This is a genomic window from Rouxiella sp. T17, from assembly GCF_036663475.1.
Taxonomy (GTDB): domain Bacteria; phylum Pseudomonadota; class Gammaproteobacteria; order Enterobacterales; family Enterobacteriaceae; genus Rouxiella.
Genome location: NZ_JAWUEA010000037.1, coordinates 199,772 through 217,410, shown reverse-complemented (window position 1 = coordinate 217,410; position 17,639 = coordinate 199,772). Strand labels below are relative to the sequence as shown.

General features: G+C 51.2%; 17 protein-coding genes. 8 read left to right on the top strand and 9 right to left on the bottom strand.

The features are described from left to right. Positions 1-408 precede the first annotated feature (408 nt). Positions 409-609 (top strand): hypothetical protein, encoded by a 201-nt coding sequence (locus SC206_RS16285; RefSeq protein ID WP_332738697.1) that lies wholly within the window; start codon positions 409-411, stop codon positions 607-609. Here the strand turns inward: SC206_RS16285 and SC206_RS16280 are convergent. The 6 genes from SC206_RS16280 to galB all read right to left on the bottom strand — a co-directional run bounded on the left by SC206_RS16280 (position 554) and on the right by galB (position 6,957). Next, positions 554-1,531 (bottom strand): VOC family protein, encoded by a 978-nt coding sequence (locus SC206_RS16280; protein WP_332738695.1) that lies wholly within the window; start codon positions 1,529-1,531, stop codon positions 554-556. The two genes, SC206_RS16285 and SC206_RS16280, sit on opposite strands and share 56 nt — an antisense overlap. Positions 1,532-1,839: 308 nt before the next feature. Then, a complete protein-coding gene (locus tag SC206_RS16275; protein WP_332738694.1) occupies positions 1,840-3,105 on the bottom strand; it encodes an MFS transporter in 1,266 nt (421 codons plus the stop codon). Between the two features lie 397 nt (positions 3,106-3,502). Further along, positions 3,503-4,396 carry a DUF1932 domain-containing protein gene (locus SC206_RS16270; protein ID WP_332738693.1) on the bottom strand — a complete coding sequence of 298 codons (894 nt, stop codon included), beginning with the start codon at positions 4,394-4,396 and terminating at the stop codon, positions 3,503-3,505. A gap of 10 nt (positions 4,397-4,406) precedes the next feature. Continuing rightward, positions 4,407-5,492: a 4-oxalomesaconate tautomerase gene (locus SC206_RS16265; RefSeq protein ID WP_332738692.1), complete on the bottom strand. Its 1,086-nt coding sequence runs from the start codon at positions 5,490-5,492 to the stop codon at positions 4,407-4,409. Beyond that, the gene (locus SC206_RS16260) at positions 5,489-6,208 is read right to left on the bottom strand and encodes a 4-carboxy-4-hydroxy-2-oxoadipate aldolase/oxaloacetate decarboxylase (RefSeq protein ID WP_332738691.1); all 720 of its coding nucleotides are present in this window, start codon (positions 6,206-6,208) and stop codon (positions 5,489-5,491) included. Before SC206_RS16260 ends, SC206_RS16265 begins: the two co-directional genes overlap by 4 nt. Further along, positions 6,205-6,957 (bottom strand): 4-oxalmesaconate hydratase, encoded by a 753-nt coding sequence (gene galB, locus SC206_RS16255; protein ID WP_442976106.1) that lies wholly within the window; start codon positions 6,955-6,957, stop codon positions 6,205-6,207. Before galB ends, SC206_RS16260 begins: the two co-directional genes overlap by 4 nt. 114 nt (positions 6,958-7,071) lie before the next feature. Between galB and SC206_RS16250 the strand changes: the two genes are divergently transcribed. The 5 genes from SC206_RS16250 (at position 7,072) to SC206_RS16230 (ending at position 13,807) form a co-directional block, all read left to right on the top strand. Further along, entirely contained in the window at positions 7,072-8,298 is a 1,227-nt protein-coding gene (locus SC206_RS16250; RefSeq protein WP_332738687.1) for a LysR family transcriptional regulator, read from the top strand. A gap of 239 nt (positions 8,299-8,537) precedes the next feature. Continuing rightward, the gene (locus SC206_RS16245) at positions 8,538-9,917 is read left to right on the top strand and encodes an MFS transporter (RefSeq protein ID WP_332738685.1); all 1,380 of its coding nucleotides are present in this window, start codon (positions 8,538-8,540) and stop codon (positions 9,915-9,917) included. 372 nt (positions 9,918-10,289) lie between these two features. After that, positions 10,290-12,557 carry a ferric-rhodotorulic acid/ferric-coprogen receptor FhuE gene (fhuE, locus tag SC206_RS16240; RefSeq protein WP_332738683.1) on the top strand — a complete coding sequence of 756 codons (2,268 nt, stop codon included), beginning with the start codon at positions 10,290-10,292 and terminating at the stop codon, positions 12,555-12,557. Positions 12,558-12,701: 144 nt separating this feature from the next. After that, positions 12,702-13,052, top strand: coding sequence for a DUF3147 family protein (locus SC206_RS16235; RefSeq protein WP_332738681.1), 351 nt, complete (start codon positions 12,702-12,704; stop codon positions 13,050-13,052). Positions 13,053-13,312: 260 nt separating this feature from the next. Then, positions 13,313-13,807 carry a hypothetical protein gene (locus SC206_RS16230; protein ID WP_332738679.1) on the top strand — a complete coding sequence of 165 codons (495 nt, stop codon included), beginning with the start codon at positions 13,313-13,315 and terminating at the stop codon, positions 13,805-13,807. Between the two features lie 174 nt (positions 13,808-13,981). Here the strand turns inward: SC206_RS16230 and SC206_RS16225 are convergent, their stop codons facing one another. Further along, complete coding sequence (locus tag SC206_RS16225; protein WP_332738677.1) at positions 13,982-14,875, bottom strand: dihydrodipicolinate synthase family protein; 894 nt, start codon at positions 14,873-14,875, stop codon at positions 13,982-13,984. 244 nt (positions 14,876-15,119) lie between these two features. Here SC206_RS16225 and SC206_RS16220 point away from each other — a divergent pair, with 244 nt between their 5' ends. Further along, positions 15,120-15,413, top strand: a complete 294-nt coding sequence (locus SC206_RS16220; RefSeq protein ID WP_332738675.1) for a hypothetical protein — start codon at positions 15,120-15,122, stop codon at positions 15,411-15,413. Positions 15,414-15,440: 27 nt separating this feature from the next. On the opposite strand, the gene SC206_RS16215 is transcribed toward SC206_RS16220, so the two are convergent. Together SC206_RS16215 and SC206_RS16210 are read right to left on the bottom strand one after the other, a co-directional pair. After that, positions 15,441-15,641 (bottom strand): hypothetical protein, encoded by a 201-nt coding sequence (locus SC206_RS16215; protein WP_332738673.1) that lies wholly within the window; start codon positions 15,639-15,641, stop codon positions 15,441-15,443. Between the two features lie 45 nt (positions 15,642-15,686). After that, on the bottom strand, positions 15,687-16,169 hold the full coding sequence (locus SC206_RS16210) for a MarR family winged helix-turn-helix transcriptional regulator (RefSeq protein ID WP_332738671.1): 483 nt from the start codon (positions 16,167-16,169) through the stop codon (positions 15,687-15,689). Between the two features lie 212 nt (positions 16,170-16,381). On the opposite strand from SC206_RS16210, the gene SC206_RS16205 reads away from it, so the two are divergent. After that, positions 16,382-17,323, top strand: a complete 942-nt coding sequence (locus SC206_RS16205) for a nucleoside recognition domain-containing protein (protein ID WP_332738669.1) — start codon at positions 16,382-16,384, stop codon at positions 17,321-17,323. The last annotated feature ends 316 nt before the right edge of the window (positions 17,324-17,639 follow it).

Here is a 17,639-nt window from a genome sequence, read left to right as displayed (position 1 = left end):
GCGTGGCGTAGGTCGCGCGGCTTCGCCGTCCCTTCATTACGGATTTGAGCCAAACACGTCTCAAATCACTTCATTCAGCGCCGCCCCGATACCGCCAATAATAGCTAAAAAGAAAAACCGATAACTCTTAGGCGGTCAAGAACCGATCCCTCCATCAATAAATTTTAGGTTGAAGGATCGGGCCTTGACCGCTTAAAAGTATCCGCCCTTGCTTTAAATGCTGTAATTGGCGGGATCAGGACGGCGCGGAGCGGAGTGAAGAAGACGTTTTTGGCTTCTGAGGGAAGTGACGGAAGCGCGAAGCGCCGCGACCTACGCCACACTTGAGGTCACTGGAAAGATCTCCCTTTGTAGTCCTCAAGTTGCAGCTGTGGAAAAAAAGGCGTGGGGGTCCAGGGGGTGTTGGCCTTGGAAGACCCCATGGGCGGTCTGCGCCGCCGCGCAGTAAGCGAAGCGCATGCTTTTGATCGTGAACTTGAACTTGAACTTGAACTTAAAGATTTAGAATCTAAAAAGTTGCCTTTAGATTCCAAATCTAAAACAAAACCAACTTTTAATGATTTTTTAACTGTACTGGTGGTGTTCCATGCGTATGGAAACTATCAATAGTTTTTAACCCCCATGCTTGTCCTTTCTTACGCTCGGACTCCGTCCAGACAATGGTTTGCCAGTCTGGTGCCAGAATCAGGCGCGCGCCGGAGTTTGCCAGCTCTACACGGTTGCCCGCCGGTTCCCAAACGTAAAGGAAAAAGGTGCCCTGAATCGCGTGCTTGTGCGGGCCAGTTTCGATATGAACGCCATTCTCCAAGAAGATATCGGCCGCGCGAAGAATATCTTCACGCGTGTCGGTGGCGTAGGTGACGTGGTGCAGACGCCCATTGCCGCCGCCGTGCTCTTCGGTACAGGCCAGATCGTAGGTTTTATTATTGATGGTAAACCAGCAGCCACCAATGCGGCCGTTATCCAGCTGGATCATCTCGGTCACGCGTGAGCCAAGGCAGGTTTCCATAAAGTTTTTGAATTCACGCACGTCTGAGGCCAGTAAATTCAGGTGATCCAGACGACGAGGCGAGGCGCCGCGACCGTGATAACGCTGCGCCAGATTCTTCAGCGACGGGCGCTCGCCCTCTTCTGCCTGATAGCGTACAGTGTCGTAATAAATCTCGAAAATATGACCAAACGGATCGGCAAAACGGAACGCGCGGCCATGTCCCTGCTCGTCATCAACCCAGCCAATCACTTCATATTTACTGGCTTCGATCGCCTCGACGCGACGCATCAGTGCAGCTTCAGAACTTGCGCGATAGGCAATGTGACCAACGCCTGTGGTGTGATGACGAGTAAGTTTCAAAGTATGAAACTCGTAGTCATCCCAGGCACGCAGCCAAGCGTGATTCTCGTCCTGCGCCGAAACGGTAAGCCCATAAACATTAACGAAAAAATCGAGACTTTCTTCGAATTTATCGGAGTACATTTCAACGTGGGCCAGATGCGCGATATCGTAGCAAGGTTCTGGAAGTTGATGAGTCATAATAGTCTTCCTATTGGTGTAGACATTCGGTGTAGACAAAAAACCTTATTGCATTTGCTTATAGCAGGAGCTGAAAGACAAAAGCTTAAGTCAGGAGCGTAGTAACAGGTTAACCGTCTATTGCCGTTCCAGTCAGCGGGTTTACCTTATAGAGGTATGAGTTCTGTTTATAATGTGACTGCGATAACATATTGATTCTTTCAAAAAATAGACATATTTAAAATAAAATGCAGGCGTTTACCGAGATTTTTTATAGCAGATGGTAAAGCGAGGAAATGCCGCTCCGGAGAGCGGCGAAAAAACAGGCGTTAATTAACTTCGGTCAAGTCGATACCCGTAACATTTGGCAGGCAAAGTGCGGCAATAATACCCACGAGATAAGAGGTGATCGCCAAACCGCCCATCGCATAACCGAGATGCACCTGACTAGAAAATATCCCGACCAACGCAGGCATAAGCGAGCCGAAGCCACGCCCGAAACTGGCACAAAATCCCGCGCCGCTGCCGCGAATAGAGGTTGGGAATAACTCAGAGAACGCGGGCGTTAATCCCGACGCTAATCCGCCTTGCAGTGCGCCAAGGAAAAAGCCGAGCGCGAGGGTGATATTTAAACTGATATCGGCAAACATATAAACGCCGACTACCGCCATTTGGCACAGCAAAAACAGAATAATTGTTTTCCATCGGCCAAACTTGTCGCTCAATCGGCCATAAAGAAACGGTCCAATCAGCGAGCCGATAATATTGATCGCTAAATAGCCCGACATTGACACGACAGGCAATCCTAACTCCATGCGTAAATAGGTAGGCAGCCAGGTTATCATAATATAGGCGCCGCCAAATATTCCGCTGGCTAATAACGTCGCGGTTAGGGTTATACGCCGATGTTTTGGCTTAAATATCTCGGTAATTTTATTAGTCTTAGTATTTTGAGGTGAGTTTGTATTTTTATTGTTGTTAGCGTTGAGGGTGTTAAGAAAGACGGGAGATTCAGGAACCAGTCGGCGAATAAACCACACCAGAATAGCCGGAATAATACCAATCAGGAAAAACAGCTTCCAGGCGATTTGCTGCGGGAAAAAATTAAGCAAGACGGGCAGCACGGCCAAAGAGATGGCGTAGCCCAGCGCGTAACCACTTTGAATCGAAGCCCCCACGCGGCCACGATAGCTGGCGCGAATGACTTCACTGATCAATACGCCGCCGACCACCACTTCACCGCCGTAGCCAATGCCCTGCAAGAAACGCACAAACAGAAATTGCCAGAAATCACCACAGAGTGCCGTGAGCGCTGTAAAGCAGGCGACCCATAATACGGTGAGCTGCATGACCCGAATACGTCCCCAGCGATCGGCGAGCATGCCGGCGCTCCATCCGCCCAGCGCGCTGCCAATTAACGAGGCCGAGCCTAAAATACCCGCTTCCGATTTAGTCAAAACTGCCAGACTTAATAAGATCGGCATCACTAAGGAATAGATGGTGCTGTCCATGGAATCGAGAGTGAATCCCCCGAGGCAGGCCCACCACGTCTTTTTCTCAGTGCCGCTTAATTCACTGTACCATCCTGCTTTCATATTTCACCCACTGTTGGCTCAAAAAATACAATTCGCCGCCCTTGCAGGTGGCGCTAATGATTAATTATTTGGTCATCTAGAATTAATTTATTAGCAGGATCATTAACAGCGTTTTCAGCCTACTTTGTGAGCAGCGTCGCTTAATGAGTTGTTGCAAAAAGTAGCGACATTTAATGATTAGCGATTATTTAAAAAGACAGTTATTTTTAGTTTTAGCGCCATGCTTTTTATTTATGAAGTAGACCCGCTTTTACTTTTATGAGATAACTACCGTTAATAAAAAAGCGGGACATAAACTCAATTTATGTTCCGCTTTTTTATTTACGCGATCAGCTTTCAATTATTACTCTCTGCTTATTTGCTGCCACACAATGCCTGACAACAAATAATTACCGCGTTATTTTAATCGGTCGACGGCATCCTGCCAGATAAAGGGAGTTAAATCGCGGTAAGAGAGACTTTTCAGCTGCATTTTTGCCGGCAATCTGGCCTGCACCTGCTGCGTTGCCTGACTCATCGACGCCGTCACGCCCACGTCCTGCAACGTTTTAACCACTTCGCCCATCTCTTCTGCGCGACGAACGCCATGCTCTGCCACGCGGCTAATCAAATAATGCGGCAGCCGATCGTCCCATCCGAGCGAAGGAAAGCTGGCGTGCAGCGAATTTAACACCGCTTCTTCAACGCCGTATTGCCGCGCCGCGCTCAGGCATTCGGTGGTTAACGCCTCTAATCCCTTTATCATCACGCTGCGACACATTTTTATTGCCGACACGTCACCAATACGTTCGCTCGCGGCCTGTGCGCTGCATCCGAGCTTTGTTAATACTGGCGCAACGACGGTGGCCTGTTCGCCACCCAGCAGCAGCGGCGTCGCCAAACGTTTTGGCGGCACGGGCGCCATGACGGCAATATCAAGATAATCACCCTCGCCTTTGGCGACTAACTCGGCAGCCTTGCGTTTGGTATCAGGCGCTACCGAGTTGAAATCTAGCAAGATTTGCTCGCGAGTAAGCAACGGCGCGGCCTGTTTTGCCACTTCGAGCGCGCTGGCGGCGGTCACCAGCGAAAACACTAGATTCGCGCCATCGAGCGCCTCAGCCAGCGAATGGGCTGGCCGCACGCCTATCTGCACGGCGCGCGCACGCAAATTGTCAGCTTCAGACGCTGCATTAGGCGCTGGATTGGAAGCTAAAAACTTTTTATCCCAAACGACGACCTCTGCAACAGCCGCTAAATCCTGAGCATAAATTTGCCCGGCTTCGCCAAAACCTACAATTGCAATGCGCATCGCGCCTTCCTTATACTTTGCCTGCCCAAATCGATCCTGGAATAGCCACGCGGCCATCAAACAGCAGGCGCGCAGTGCGGATCAGGCCGCTTTTAGTGACATTCCCGGCCGCGTCGCGCGTTAACATGACGCCAAATTCGCCGGTCGGATGTTCCACCGCCAAACGCTGTTCGCGAGCCTCGCTGACCGCCGCCAAATCTTGCGTAATCGAACCGGGTATCAGGCACGCTGTCGCCACGCTGACGGCGCCCAATACGCCAATCGAGGCATGACAACGATGGGGAATAAAGGTCCGCGTAGTCAACGCGCCGCCGTGAGTTGGCGCGGCAATCAGCGTCATTTTGGGCACTGTTCGCTGCGCTACGTCGCCGAGATTCATCAAAGGTCCGGCCTGTAAACGGATCGATTCCAGCCGTGCTTTCAGCTCGTCGTCGTTATCGAGCTGTTCACGCGTTTCGAGCCCACTGCGCTGCAAGTCGGCGGCACGAATCAGCACCACCGGCATGCCGTTATCGATACAGGTGACCTCAATGCCATCAAAACGGTCGCGCGCGTTGCCGGTCGGCAATAATGCGCCACAGCTGGAACCCGCAATATCTTGAAAATTAATTACTTGTTCGGCTGCGTGACCCGGCACGCCGTCAATCTGCGTGTCACCTTCATACTCCACCGCGCCGTCGGGCGTGGCGATCTGCGCTTCGGCGATTTGCTCGGTGTTCACCATAAAAATGCGTACGCGCGTGACCTCGCCCTGCACCGCCACCAGCCCTTTTTCTATGGCGAACGGCCCAACCGCCGCGAGAATATTGCCGCAATTTTGGCCGTAATCGACGCTCGCCTTGTCGACATTAACCTGCGCGAATAGGTAGTCAACGTCTGCGTCGGGTCGCGATGAGCGTGAAATAATGGCGACTTTACTGGTCAACGGATCGGCACCGCCGATGCCGTCGATTTGTCGCGCGTCGGGCGAGCCCATGACTGCCAGCAATACACGATCACGCAAGGCAGCATCGGCAGGTAAATCGGACGCCATAAAGCAGGCCGCTTTCGATGTGCCGCCGCGCATCAGCACACATGGCAGAAATGTTTGTTTCATAGGCTGTTTTTCAGCTCCTCGAGAGAATCGACGTAGCGCAGCCCTTTTTCAGCCAGCTGTGGACGCATCTGGTAAATATCCAGTCCGAGTTCACCCGCCGCCAATCGCAGACGTTTGCCCTCTTCGGCATCGGCACGTTTTTGCGCCGCGTCGGCCACGTCGGCTGCGCGCTCACGCGGCACAATGACCACGCCGTCGTCGTCAGCGATCACGATATCACCCGGATTGACCAGCTGGCCTGCGCAGGTGATCGGCACGTTGACCGATCCCAACGTGGCTTTGATGGTGCCCTGAGCAAATACCGCGCGCGACCAGACTGGAAAATTCATCTCACGCAAGGTTTGGCTGTCGCGGATCCCAATGTCGCCCACTAACGCCACGACGCCGCGCGCCTGCAATGAGGTCGCCAACAGGTCGCCAAAGAAGCCGTCGTGACAGTCGGAAGTCGGTGCCACCAGCAAAATATCGCCCGGTTGACACTGCTCGACTGCGACGTGAAACATCCAGTTATCACCCGGCGAAACCAGCACCGTTACGGCACTGCCCGCCACGGAACGATTCTGCTGAATAGGACGAATACGCACGTCGAGCAGGCCGCCGCGGCCCTGCGCCTCGTGGGTGGTCGCCACACCGTAACGCGCAAAACGGGCGACTAAATCGGCGTCAGCACGTTGAATATTTTTTACTACTACACCTTTTTGATTGACCAGACTCATGACAAATCCCCCGTCACGCGCGGGAACAGGCTTTGATAGCCTTCGCCGTGGCTAATCACCTGCGAGGAGGTAATGCCCACGTTGCGTTTGGCCTGCACGCCGCGCTGTTGCGCCACGCGAGTGTAATATTCCCACAGGTGTTCCTGGCCCTGCATGCACTGGATCGCCGCGTATTTCTTGTCCCAGACGGGTGTAATGTCGAGCAGCACGTCGGGTTTCCAGTTGCACTGCTCAGGCTGGTGCGGCTCAAAGCAGTAAACCGGCGGCGCGCCAACAATCGTTTCGCCCGGACGATAGCCTTCCGCCTGCGCGATAATGCGCGCTTCCTGCGTCAGGTTGGCGGCCAGCGGATGGTCGTAGTTATAAGGATCTTGAACCGAATGGGTCAGGACAAAGTGCGGCTGAACCTTGCGGAACACGTCGGCGAGGCGGAACAGCGTCTCTTTATCGGCACGCAGCGGGTAATCGCCGAGGTCGAAGAATTCAATGCTGGCACCCAGAATTTCGGCCGCGGCTTCCGCTTCGGACTGACGATTCTGCTTCACCAGCGCTTCTGTCATGTTGCCTTTGCGCCACAGTTTGGCCGATTCGCCGCGCTCGCCGAAGGAAAGACACACCACGTGCACGTCGTAACCTTGCGAGGCATGCAGCGCAATCGCGCCGCCCGCACGCCAGACAAAATCAGCGGAATGGGCACTGACAACCAAGGCACTTTTTTTTACATTCGTTTCCATCGTGTTTACCTGCATTTGCTGTTTTTTTTATCCTGCCACGGCGGACTGTGAGCGGATAATGCCTTTCATTGCGTGAGCTATGATTTTTGTTTATGTTGTGATTCACGCCGCAGAATACGAGTTATTGAAATGAGAAATATAAAAGAAGAAATACCTTTAAAAATTATGCAGATAAGAGCATTTTGCATGATTGCGGAGCGCGGAACCGTCTCGCAGGCGGCGAACAATTTATTTCGCACCCAGTCTGCGATCACCCGATCAATACGTGATCTCGAACACACTTTAGCGACACCTTTATTCGAGCGTCACGCGAGCGGCATGATGCTGACCGAAATTGGCAAAGGCGTGTTGCCGCGGGCCAAACGCGCCATTCAAGAGCTGCATATCATCCCTTCGCTGTTGAATAAATTAAAACAGCGCGACAGTGGCCGCGAAGAGGCGGAACCTATCTGGCTGTTCAACCTTCGGCGGCTGCAAATATTTCTGGCGCTATATCGGCTGCATCACACCCAAAGCGTGGCGGATTTACTGGGAATCAGCCAACCGGCGGTCAGCGCGGCATTGAAAGTGCTTGAACGAGGCGCGGGCGTCATGCTGTTTCAGCGTACGCCAAAAGGGATGATGCCGACCCCCGCCGGACGCGAGATCGCGCCATTTATCAGCCGCGCGCTGAATGAAATCCGCCACATTCCCGAAGATTTGGCGGCGCAACAGGGCGTGCTGACCGGCACGGTTCACGTTGGCGCACTGCCGCTGTGTCGCAGCACCCTGCTGCCGTTGGCGATCACCCATCTTGTGGCGCGTTATCCGGGCATAAAAGTGGTCACCAACGAGAGCGCCTTTAGCGCGTTAGTGACGGAGCTGCGTTCTGGCGACATCGATTTTATCCTCGGCGCGCTGCGTCAAAATGATGCCGTGTTGGATATTCACAATCAGGTGTTGTTTGACGAGGAACTGATTTTGCTGGCCCGCCCGCAGCATCCGCTGGCCGGACGCCCGCTCACCGCCGATGATTTGGCGCAGACGCAGTGGATTTTGCCGCGCGACAACACGCCGGCACGACATTTACTGGACAGCGCGTTTCAGGCCTTAGGCATGAACGAGCCACAGCCGGTAGTGGAAACGGGTGATTTAGCGATCGTGCGCGGGCTGCTGCTCAATTCAGATATGGTGGCGGCGGTGTCGTCGCATCAGCTGGAATATGAATTGCGCGCCGGAATTCTCGCGCCGTTGCAGCTTAATTTGCCCAATACTCGCCGCGAAATCGGTTTTACCTTTCGTCAGGGCGCGCTGCATTCTCCGGCAACTCAGGCTTTGCTGCGCAGCATCAGTGAAACGCTACAACCGCAACCCTAAACAAAATTCATACGCTAAACCAGCGCGGTGGGCCTCAGGGCGCAGCGCACAAGCCGCGCTGGGCTAGTTAATACCCTTATCAACAATGTTAAACTCATCACAATATAAACCCAACTCATACCTCTAAAAGCCTTTTTTGACAGACACTCTCTTCGACCGCGCTTAACGTGTTGCTTGATGACTTCTTTCTCTCACCACAACGATAGCTGCCGCAGGCGGCACAATAGAGAGCGTACCCGATGACAGCAAACAACCTGATCAATGTGAAAACATGGATTGATGCGCGGCCCATCTCGCCTTTTCAATGGCGTGTTTTGGTGCTGTGCCTGATTATTATCATGTGCGACGGCTATGACGCCGCCGTGATGGGCTTTATCGCGCCCGCTCTGATTGAGCACTGGGGAATTAGCCGTTCCGCGATGGGTCCTATTCTGGGAGCCGCAATGTTTGGCGTGGCGCTCGGCGCGCTGATCGCCGGACCGATGTCCGACCGTTATGGCCGTAAAAAAGTCATTTTACTTTCGGTGCTGATGTTTGCCATCTTCAGCCTTGCCTGCGCCTTTGCCGCCTCGCCGATGCAAATGGCGATGCTGCGTTTTATTGCGGGTCTCGGATTAGGCGCGGTGATGCCAAACTGCGTGACGCTGCTGTCGGAATATATGCCCGAGCGTCGTAAAGGCATCATGATTACCCTGATGTTTAGCGGTTTTAATATCGGTTCAGGACTGGGCGGATTTATCGCCGCCGGTCTGTTAGCTCATTACGACTGGCACGCCGCGCTGATTTTCGGGGGTGCCTTGCCTTTGCTGCTGCTGCCGTTTATCGGCTGGTTATTGCCGGAGTCCGCCCTCAATCTAATTGTTCGCAAAGCGCCGCGCGCGCAGATTGCCTCGATTCTTAACAAGATGGGCGGCAATTTTAACGCCGAGCACGCCTTTATTCTCTCTTCGCCCGGCGTAAAACGTAATAGCACCATTGCCGAGCTGTTCCGCCACGGCTTTGCGCGCGGCACTATCATCCTGTGGCTGACCTATTTTATGGGTCTGTTCGTGATTTATCTGCTTAACGGCTGGTTGCCAACCATTATGCGTTCCGGCGGAATTTCGCTGGAACAGGCCGCCATTATCGCCGGACTGTTCCAGCTTGGCGGTCCGCTGGGTGGCATTATCGTCGGCGCAATGATGGACAAACTGCGCGCCAAATGGGTCATCGGCGTGGTCTATCTCATCGGCTGCGGCTGCTTGATTATTCAGGGCGTGTTTGGCCTGAGCGGCGTGGCGCTGGGCGTCATCATCTTCATTACCGGCATGTGCATTAATGGCGCGCAAAACGGCTTGCAGGTCTACTCTCCCGCCTACTATCCGACCGAAATTCGCGCCACCGGCGTCAGCTGGATGCACGGCATCGGGCGCATTGGGGCGATTCTGAGTTCTTCGATGGGCGGCTTGTTAATGGGCGCCTTCCCGGGGCAATCGGCTATTTTCTTCGTGCTCGCCCTGCCCGCGCTGTTCGCCGCCGTCAGTATCGTTTCACATCGCAACGTTCAATTGGATATGAAAATCAAAGGAGCGGGACTCGGTGAAATCCCGGCCCTGTCAAAAACCATGAATCATCGTTAAAGATTGGCGCAAAACAGGCGGCTGACGCGAGATAAAGTGTCAGCCGCCCATCAAATGAGTTTTCATCCCGATGTTATTAAACCTGCCGATTTGCTTTTCCATTCTCAATAACCTCAAATAAATCCTGCCATTTATTCAAAAAATCACTCCTCATCCCGTTGAACTACCTAATTATTACAAAATATTACATATTTGCATGAAACTTATTTAGAATTATTAAAGCAAATGATTATCATTGGCCTTCTCAATTAACATGCTGCTTAACATTAGATGCCTCGTCGCGCGGTTTTTTAACTCACACCATGCGAACGCAAACGATTACAAAAGAAGCGGCATGACAGCAGATCACGTTTATTTCTGACAGGAAATTTTATGTCTTTGAATCGCAGGGAAACGCGCGTTGACTCACGCGCGACGGGCATCCGTAAAGTCTTCACGGTGTCGTTAGTGGCTGTGGCAGTGCATGCTCTTTTAAACCCGGCGCTGGCCTTGGCGGCAACAACCGCAACATCTTCAACTACGACATCGTCAGCTACGACGACGACATCCTCAGCCACGACGACGAACAGCGCGCCAGACACCATTGTCGTGGATGCCACGCCTTCCAACGATCTCAGCGGGCAACAAAATCAGGATTATCAGGTACAAACCACGCGTGCCGGCACCAAAATGCTGCTGACCCCGCGCGACGTGCCGCAGTCTGTCAGCGTGATCACCCAGCAGCGTATGCAAGACCAGCAGCTGCAAACCGTTAATGACGTGCTGAATAACACCACCGGTATCACCAGTAATCAGGTCGATAGCGAACGTTCGGAATACTATTCACGCGGCTTTAAAATCACCAACTTTACCTTCGACGGCATTCCAACGGCGGTAGGCGACTCATGGAACTTTGGCGATGCCGCCTCCGATACCTCGATTTATGACCGTATCGAAGTGGTGCGCGGCGCAACCGGCCTGATGACCGGCGCGGGCAGCCCGGCGGCATCGATTAATATGGTGCGCAAGCATGCCGACAGCAAAGAGGCTACCGGCACGATCAGTGCAAGCTACAGCAGCTGGAACAAGCAGCGTTATGTGGTCGACGTTTCAACGCCATTAAACGAATCGGGATCGGTGCGTGGCCGCGTGATTGCGGGCTATCAGGATCAGGACAGCTGGCTGGATCGCTACCATAAAAACACCAAATTCATTTACGGCGTGATTGACGCCGACCTGACCGATAACACCACCTTATCGCTTGGCTACGACTATCAGGACGCAGACACCAAAGATCCGACCTGGGGCGGCCTGCCGATGTTTTATAGCAACGGCGCAACCACCCATTACAATCGCAGCCTGAACTCGTCCGCCGACTGGACCTACTACCACACCACCGCGCGCAAAGTGTATGTCGATTTGGACCACAACTTTGCCAATGGCTGGAATTTCCATCTTAATGGCACTCACGCCGAAAACACCTTCAGCGACAAATTGCTGTACGTCGGCTATCAGTATTTCCCGGATCAGGATACCGGCGAAGGGGCTGACGGTTACGGCAGTATGGACCGCGGCAAACGTGAACTGACCTCGATTGACGGCTACGCCAGCGGCCCGTTTGAATTGCTGGGTCGCCAGCATCAGTTGATGATGGGCGTGAGTTACAGCCGCCAGCATAATGTCACTGACAGTCAGGACGGCGTGACCGATCTCGATAACTATGATATCTCGCCAAGTGCGTTGGGGACCTTTAACAACAACTGGAACGGCAATATCGCCGAACCGGAATGGCAAGGCTGGTATGAAAATGCCAACGACGTGGTGCGCCAGAAATCCGTTTACAGCGCCGCCCGCTTCTCGCTCGCCGATCCGTTATCGCTGATTGTCGGAGCGCGTTACACCCAATACAGCACCGATGGCAGCAGCGGCGATATGGCGAAAAACAACATCACCCCTTACGCGGGTCTGGTGTATGACATCAACGATACCTGGTCAGCCTACGCCAGCTATACCTCCATCTTCCAGCCGCAAACCTATCGCGACAGCGCCGGTCATTATCTCTCGCCGGTTACCGGAAAAAGCTATGAAACGGGCCTGAAATCCGCCTGGTTCGATGGCCGCCTGACCGCGACCATGGCTATCTTCCGCATCGAGCAGAATAATGTCGGTACCGAAGAAAACGGCGTTTACGTCAACAACAGCAGCGAACAGGCCTACACCGCGACCAAAGGCGCGCGCAGTAAAGGCGCAGAGTTTGAGCTGAATGGCGCACTGACCGACAACCTGCAGATGACCTTCGGCGCAACGCGTTATGTCGCGCGCGATTCGGATGGCCGTTACAACCCGGATCAGCCGCAGACCTCTTTCAAGCTGTTTACCCGTTATCAGCTGCCGATGCTGCGTGACCTGACGATTGGCGGCGGCATTAACTGGCAAAACCGCGTGTTTGAAGATGTCAGCACGCCAGATGGCAACACCCAGCGCGTTTATCAGAGCAGCTATCCACTGGCTAGCCTGTTTGCCCGTTATCAAGTGACCAAACAGGTCGCGGTACAGGCGAACGTCGATAATCTATTTGACCGTACTTATTACGCTTACATGAGCAGCTATGTTTACGGCGAGCCGCGCAGTTATTCGGTCAGCGTGTCATATCAGTTCTAAGGTGTAATAAATAGAATCAACAAGCTCTGCATCTGCAGAGCTTTTACTATAAATTTCAATTAGACTCGTCACTTCTCTACCCATCTCTTCTTTACCCGTTAATTCATTACCGGGTAATGAATAACCGTCCAAAATGGGAACAATATGATCTGGCTAATTGTGAAATATGCCCTGACAGCAGGCATCGTGGTGCTGGTCTCCGAGGTGGCGAAACGTAGTGACCGCCTTGGCGGATTAGTGGCCGCCTTGCCGATGGTTACCGTTTTAGTGCTGATTTGGATGAAGATTGAGGGGCAAACGCAGGAAAAAATTGCCAGCCATGCGTGGTATACCTTTTGGTACGTGGTGCCAACGCTGCCGATGTTTCTCTGTTTTCCGCTTATGTTCCAACGTTGGGGATTTTGGGCAGCGTTGTTGGCGTCCTGCGTGATGACGGTGGTTATTTTCTGGGGTTATGCCCTCGTGCTGCGCCGCTTTGGCATTAATCTGCTGTAATAACCGTTTTATAATGGTTAATGGTAATAAAAAACCCCTCTAACCCGATATTTCTTACCTGAAAACATCGGGTTGCTTTTATTAGTTAATAATTAAAACAAAACTTGTAAAGTATTTATTAGTAAGAAAAACGCATTAATTTAAATACAAACAACACTATTATAAAATATTTTGGGATTTGATTGACCTTGTGTTTAAGGTTTTAATTAATGACAGTGCTATCTTTTTAGACCACCCCCAAAAAATATAAAAATTAAAATATGCCTCACTATCTGACAAAGGAATTTCAAGAGTTTCCGCATGGCGGATATCTAGCTCATCGTTTCGATTTTTTTATAGACAGCGACAGTTTTTTAGCAATTTTTTCAGAAGTCGATATTGCTGCTCCCGAATATCATATGTTTAGAAACGAAGAGGTAGGATTTATCATTCCTTCATGTTGTTATGATGTAAAATTCGACCGTTTAGAAAATTTCGAACAAGGGAATTTTTACGCCTTACCTACTAGAGGGCAATCTTCAAAGAGCTTTAATTTTTCAACAAGACTAGCACAAGCTTTAATAACCATAATTACGTTGCATTATAAAACCTATAGAGCCAAAGCTTATTTTGCAGTAGCTGAGACTCACAAATTAAAACGCTTTTATGACCGCGTTTTACAGCAGCCTCAGCATGATATAGGATATGAAATCATCACGGGCTTAGGTGACGGAGGAATGGGTTATGCACTCAAAACAAAATATTTCCACGATTAAGCAAATGACTACTGCCGAACGTAAAGCAGAAGCCATGCGACAGTTGAAAGCTTCTTTTGAAAGGGCTGCTCGAGAAGGTACTTTGCGTACGCGTCAAACGAATGTTTAATAACCTCGTTTAATAAAAACCCACTGATGTGGGTTTTTTAACGGCAAAAATTTGTGATGTCTACCTCACGACAATTCATCCAACGTTTGCAAAGCCTGCTGCAACAGCGCGCGTTCAGTTCCCTGCAATGCATTCAAAGGCTTAGGCAAGCACGGAGCCTGAACTTTTCCCTGCATCTCTGCCATCGCGGCGACTACGCGCAGGCTGCCGTGACGGGCGAAGAGTGCCCATAACGGATCGAGTTTTTGACTAAGCCGATTAACGAGTGCTTCATCACCCGCCATCGCTGCGCGGGCAAGCCGCCGCGTATAACGTGGAAAAAGTCCGCCCAGTACGGAGTACCACACGTCGCATCCGGCCAGTAATCCTCGCGGAGACTGCGCGTCGCCGCTGATTCCCAGCGTTACCGTAGAAGGTATGGCCGAGCGAAGCCGGGTCAATCGGCGTTCGGCTTCATCACGCGTGGCAGGTAAGGAACCGAGTTTGATTGACCCCATATTGGGCAGCTGCGCCAGTTCAATCAGCAGCTCGTCGGTGAACTCAAATCCGGTGGTCGAAAAATTGTCGTAGAGACAAAGTGGAACAGAAAGTTCTCGCGTAACAAGACGATAAAGCTCAAACACCTCTTCGCTACGCAGTTTTTGATAAGAAACAGGTGCCATAAGCACGCCGCTGACGCCGGCTTTCTGCGCATCGTCGGCGAGCTGTAATACTTCTTCAAATCGGACGCTGCCAATACTGGTAATCACCGGAAGTTTGCCCGCGGCCTTAACCGCCCACTCTGTCGCGTGCTTGCGCTGTTCACGAGTGAGGTAGGCATAGCTGCCGGTTGAGCCCAGCGCGCCAATAGAATCAACATTGGCTTCGAGCAAATTTTCAATCAGTAAAGTAAACGCTTTTTCATCGATTTCACCGTCTTTCAGTGGCGTTAGTGGAAAAGCGCAAAGGCCCTTAAGCATCTTTTACTCCTGTTAATCAAGCAGCGTGGGGAAACCTCATCAGCATTATTCCGCTCTGAAATTTTTGATATAAGATGAGCGAAACTGAACTTTTGGTAATAAGCAGTACAATTAACATACCTTGCACGGGCAGCATAGGTCTGAAAAGGCCTAAGAAGGGGATTTTTAGCATCAAAATGATGCAGGCAAGCCTGATTTTCTGGTATAAGCTTTTGGGTAGGTAGATGAATCAAAAGATGGTGATATGAAAAGAAACAACGACGAAAAATTGAGTGATATTGTAATGGGCAAGGCCATTCTGGAACTGCTCGACGGCGACGAAACGCTCTCTCTCCCTAATCTGATCGCAAAACTGCGAGTAATGATTGAAACGGAAGAGCGACAAGACAGAAGGCAAGCGTGTGAAAGCGCCATCGCCCTCATCATCGACAGCATGGCAGACGCCTATCAATCAGCCAAAAATGACGACTATTCTCTGCTTCAGGGTGCTTTATCCTCTGAGGATCTCGTGTCGCCCGGCGGTCATAAATTGCACTAAAAGTTTAAGAAACTGTTTATCCGGTTCCTATCTCTTTTTGGCAGCGATCAGCTCTAACGCCTTAACGAAACTCTCCTTTCCTGAACCAGAGGCCTCATCGGCATGTTGTTTCAGCAGGCTTGAGATGTCGTTTATGCCAAGGGGCTTTCTTTCCATAATGAGAAGCGAGGCCGCGTTGCCAATAGTAGCGAGAATATCATCGCCGTAACCTGCGTTTTTAATTGTCATAAAGCCTCTCCCTATGTTTGAAAACTTTTATAAACCTGCGGCGAATTACGGTATCGCGTTGATTAATTTATCCCGCAGCTGCTTCACTTTAACGGTGAGTTCGGTCAGCTCGTCGCACGGCGTGCCCATTACAGAAACCATATCTGCCGGCACGCCAGCGGCCTCAGTTTTAAGCTTAAGGCCCTGCTCGGTCAGTGAGATCAGCACTCGCCTCTCGTCATTGCCCACATCCCGCCTTCTGCTGATAATTCCAGCTTGTTCAAGCCTTTTCAACAGCTGACTCAAGGTGCCTGAATCGAGCTGCACACGTTCACCTATTTCAGAAACGGTGACGTCATCTTTTTCCCAAAGCGCCAGCAGCACGATGTATTGGGGATAGGTCAGGCCGAGTGGCTTGAGTCGCGACTGGTAAAGCTTGGTCATCGCCAGGGATGCAGAATAAAGTGCAAAGCACAGAAACTGCTCAATGATGACAGGTGCCTCGCTTTCTGCCGGAGTACTGCACACCTTTTTATTTTCGTCTTTCATATCATCATTTATCCCAACTCATCACACCCTATTACAGGGCTGGTAATATTGATCCAAATTAAATTGAAGTCAATGTAATATTGCCTAATCCTAACAACCGACTTATTCTGCTGTAGTTTTTCTTTATGGAAGAAGCCGTTAACGTCATTTTTTGCGCTAACCCCTTTTGCCGAATAATTAACGCTGTATCTGCATAAGTTTAGGCTTTTACCTTGAACATCATCGAAATCATTATGGCCTCCGGACGTTCGGCCGTTGATATTGCGCTATATACGCTGATTCCCGTCATGGTGGTCATGATGGTTATCATGAAATACCTTGAGTCGGTCGGCATTCTCGCCAGAATTATTAATATTACCGCACCGTTATTAAAACCTTTTGGTTTAACCGGCCTGAGTCTCTTTGCCTTAATACAGCTGAACTTCGTCAGTTTTGCTGCGCCCGTTGCCACCCTTGCGATGATGGAAAAGAAAGGCGTTTCCGACAGGCATCTAGCGGCAACCCTCGCCATGCTGTTTGCGATGGGACAGGCCAACGTGCTTTATCCACTTGCGCCGCTTGGCCTGCACTGGCTTTCGTCGGTGGTTATTTCCGTTATTGGCGGCCTGATTGCGGGCGCGATGACGTGGTATGTCTTTGGTCGAAAACTGCCGGTTAAAGAGGTTATTTCGGCGGAGGATGCCGAGGTTCATTCACCACAGAATAATGGCCTGCTTTATATCATCAACAGCGCGGGGGCAGAATCTATCCGGCTTGCGCTGGGCGCCGTGCCGATGCTTATTCTTTCGCTTACGGTAGTCGGCATTTTAAAAGCGGTTGGCGGTATTGCATTACTTGAGCACGCATTGTCACCCTTAATGCACAGCCTCAATATTCCTACCGTGCTTATCATGCCCGCGCTGGTCAAATGTCTTGCAGGCGGCACCGCCTATTTGGGCGTCGCCTCAGAGCTGCTAAAGAATGGCACCTTGAATGCGCATACGCTGAATGCCTCGGCGGGATGGCTTATCCAGACCTTTGATTTACCGGGTATCGGAATAATGTTAGGCGCAGGGTTTAGAGTCGCGAGAGTAGCGCGTTTCGCCATGCTTGGCGCACTGGTCGGGATTGCCGCCAGAGGTATTTTGCAGGCCGTTATTTTCGCCTCGCTCTAATCTCTGGACATTTTAATACCGCCAAGCAGATGCAGGTAAAATCGCATTATTCTGGATTTTTCAGAAGCTATTTTGCAGCAGGTTATTATGCCTTAACATGAAGGAATGCCAATAATAAACGTTAAGCGTAGTGATTATATTAATAACAAGGGTAAGTAAACGATGGAGATTGATAAAGAGTTCAGAATGCTGTTTTTTTATTCCGTATTGGCTTATCTCGTTATTTACGGTTTTGAACTCACACACTTCACCCTTTCTATTGACGAAGAGTTTATCAATAATAATTATTTTCACGGTCGATATATCAATCGACCGT

Bases quoted from the DNA above. Each gene is read 5' to 3' on its own strand.
- SC206_RS16280 (WP_332738695.1), bottom strand. From the start codon at position 1,531: ATGACTCATCAACTTCCAGAACCTTGCTACGATATCGCGCATCTGGCC.
- SC206_RS16275 (WP_332738694.1), bottom strand. From the start codon at position 3,105: ATGAAAGCAGGATGGTACAGTGAATTAAGCGGCACTGAGAAAAAGACG.
- SC206_RS16270 (WP_332738693.1), bottom strand. From the start codon at position 4,396: ATGCGCATTGCAATTGTAGGTTTTGGCGAAGCCGGGCAAATTTATGCT.
- SC206_RS16265 (WP_332738692.1), bottom strand. From the start codon at position 5,492: ATGAAACAAACATTTCTGCCATGTGTGCTGATGCGCGGCGGCACATCG.
- SC206_RS16260 (WP_332738691.1), bottom strand. From the start codon at position 6,208: ATGAGTCTGGTCAATCAAAAAGGTGTAGTAGTAAAAAATATTCAACGT.
- galB (WP_442976106.1), bottom strand. From the start codon at position 6,957: ATGCAGGTAAACACGATGGAAACGAATGTAAAAAAAAGTGCCTTGGTT.
- SC206_RS16250 (WP_332738687.1), top strand. From the start codon at position 7,072: ATGAGAAATATAAAAGAAGAAATACCTTTAAAAATTATGCAGATAAGA.
- SC206_RS16245 (WP_332738685.1), top strand. From the start codon at position 8,538: ATGACAGCAAACAACCTGATCAATGTGAAAACATGGATTGATGCGCGG.
- fhuE (WP_332738683.1), top strand. From the start codon at position 10,290: ATGTCTTTGAATCGCAGGGAAACGCGCGTTGACTCACGCGCGACGGGC.
- SC206_RS16235 (WP_332738681.1), top strand. From the start codon at position 12,702: ATGATCTGGCTAATTGTGAAATATGCCCTGACAGCAGGCATCGTGGTG.
- SC206_RS16230 (WP_332738679.1), top strand. From the start codon at position 13,313: ATGCCTCACTATCTGACAAAGGAATTTCAAGAGTTTCCGCATGGCGGA.
- SC206_RS16225 (WP_332738677.1), bottom strand. From the start codon at position 14,875: ATGCTTAAGGGCCTTTGCGCTTTTCCACTAACGCCACTGAAAGACGGT.
- SC206_RS16220 (WP_332738675.1), top strand. From the start codon at position 15,120: ATGAAAAGAAACAACGACGAAAAATTGAGTGATATTGTAATGGGCAAG.
- SC206_RS16215 (WP_332738673.1), bottom strand. From the start codon at position 15,641: ATGACAATTAAAAACGCAGGTTACGGCGATGATATTCTCGCTACTATT.
- SC206_RS16210 (WP_332738671.1), bottom strand. From the start codon at position 16,169: ATGAAAGACGAAAATAAAAAGGTGTGCAGTACTCCGGCAGAAAGCGAG.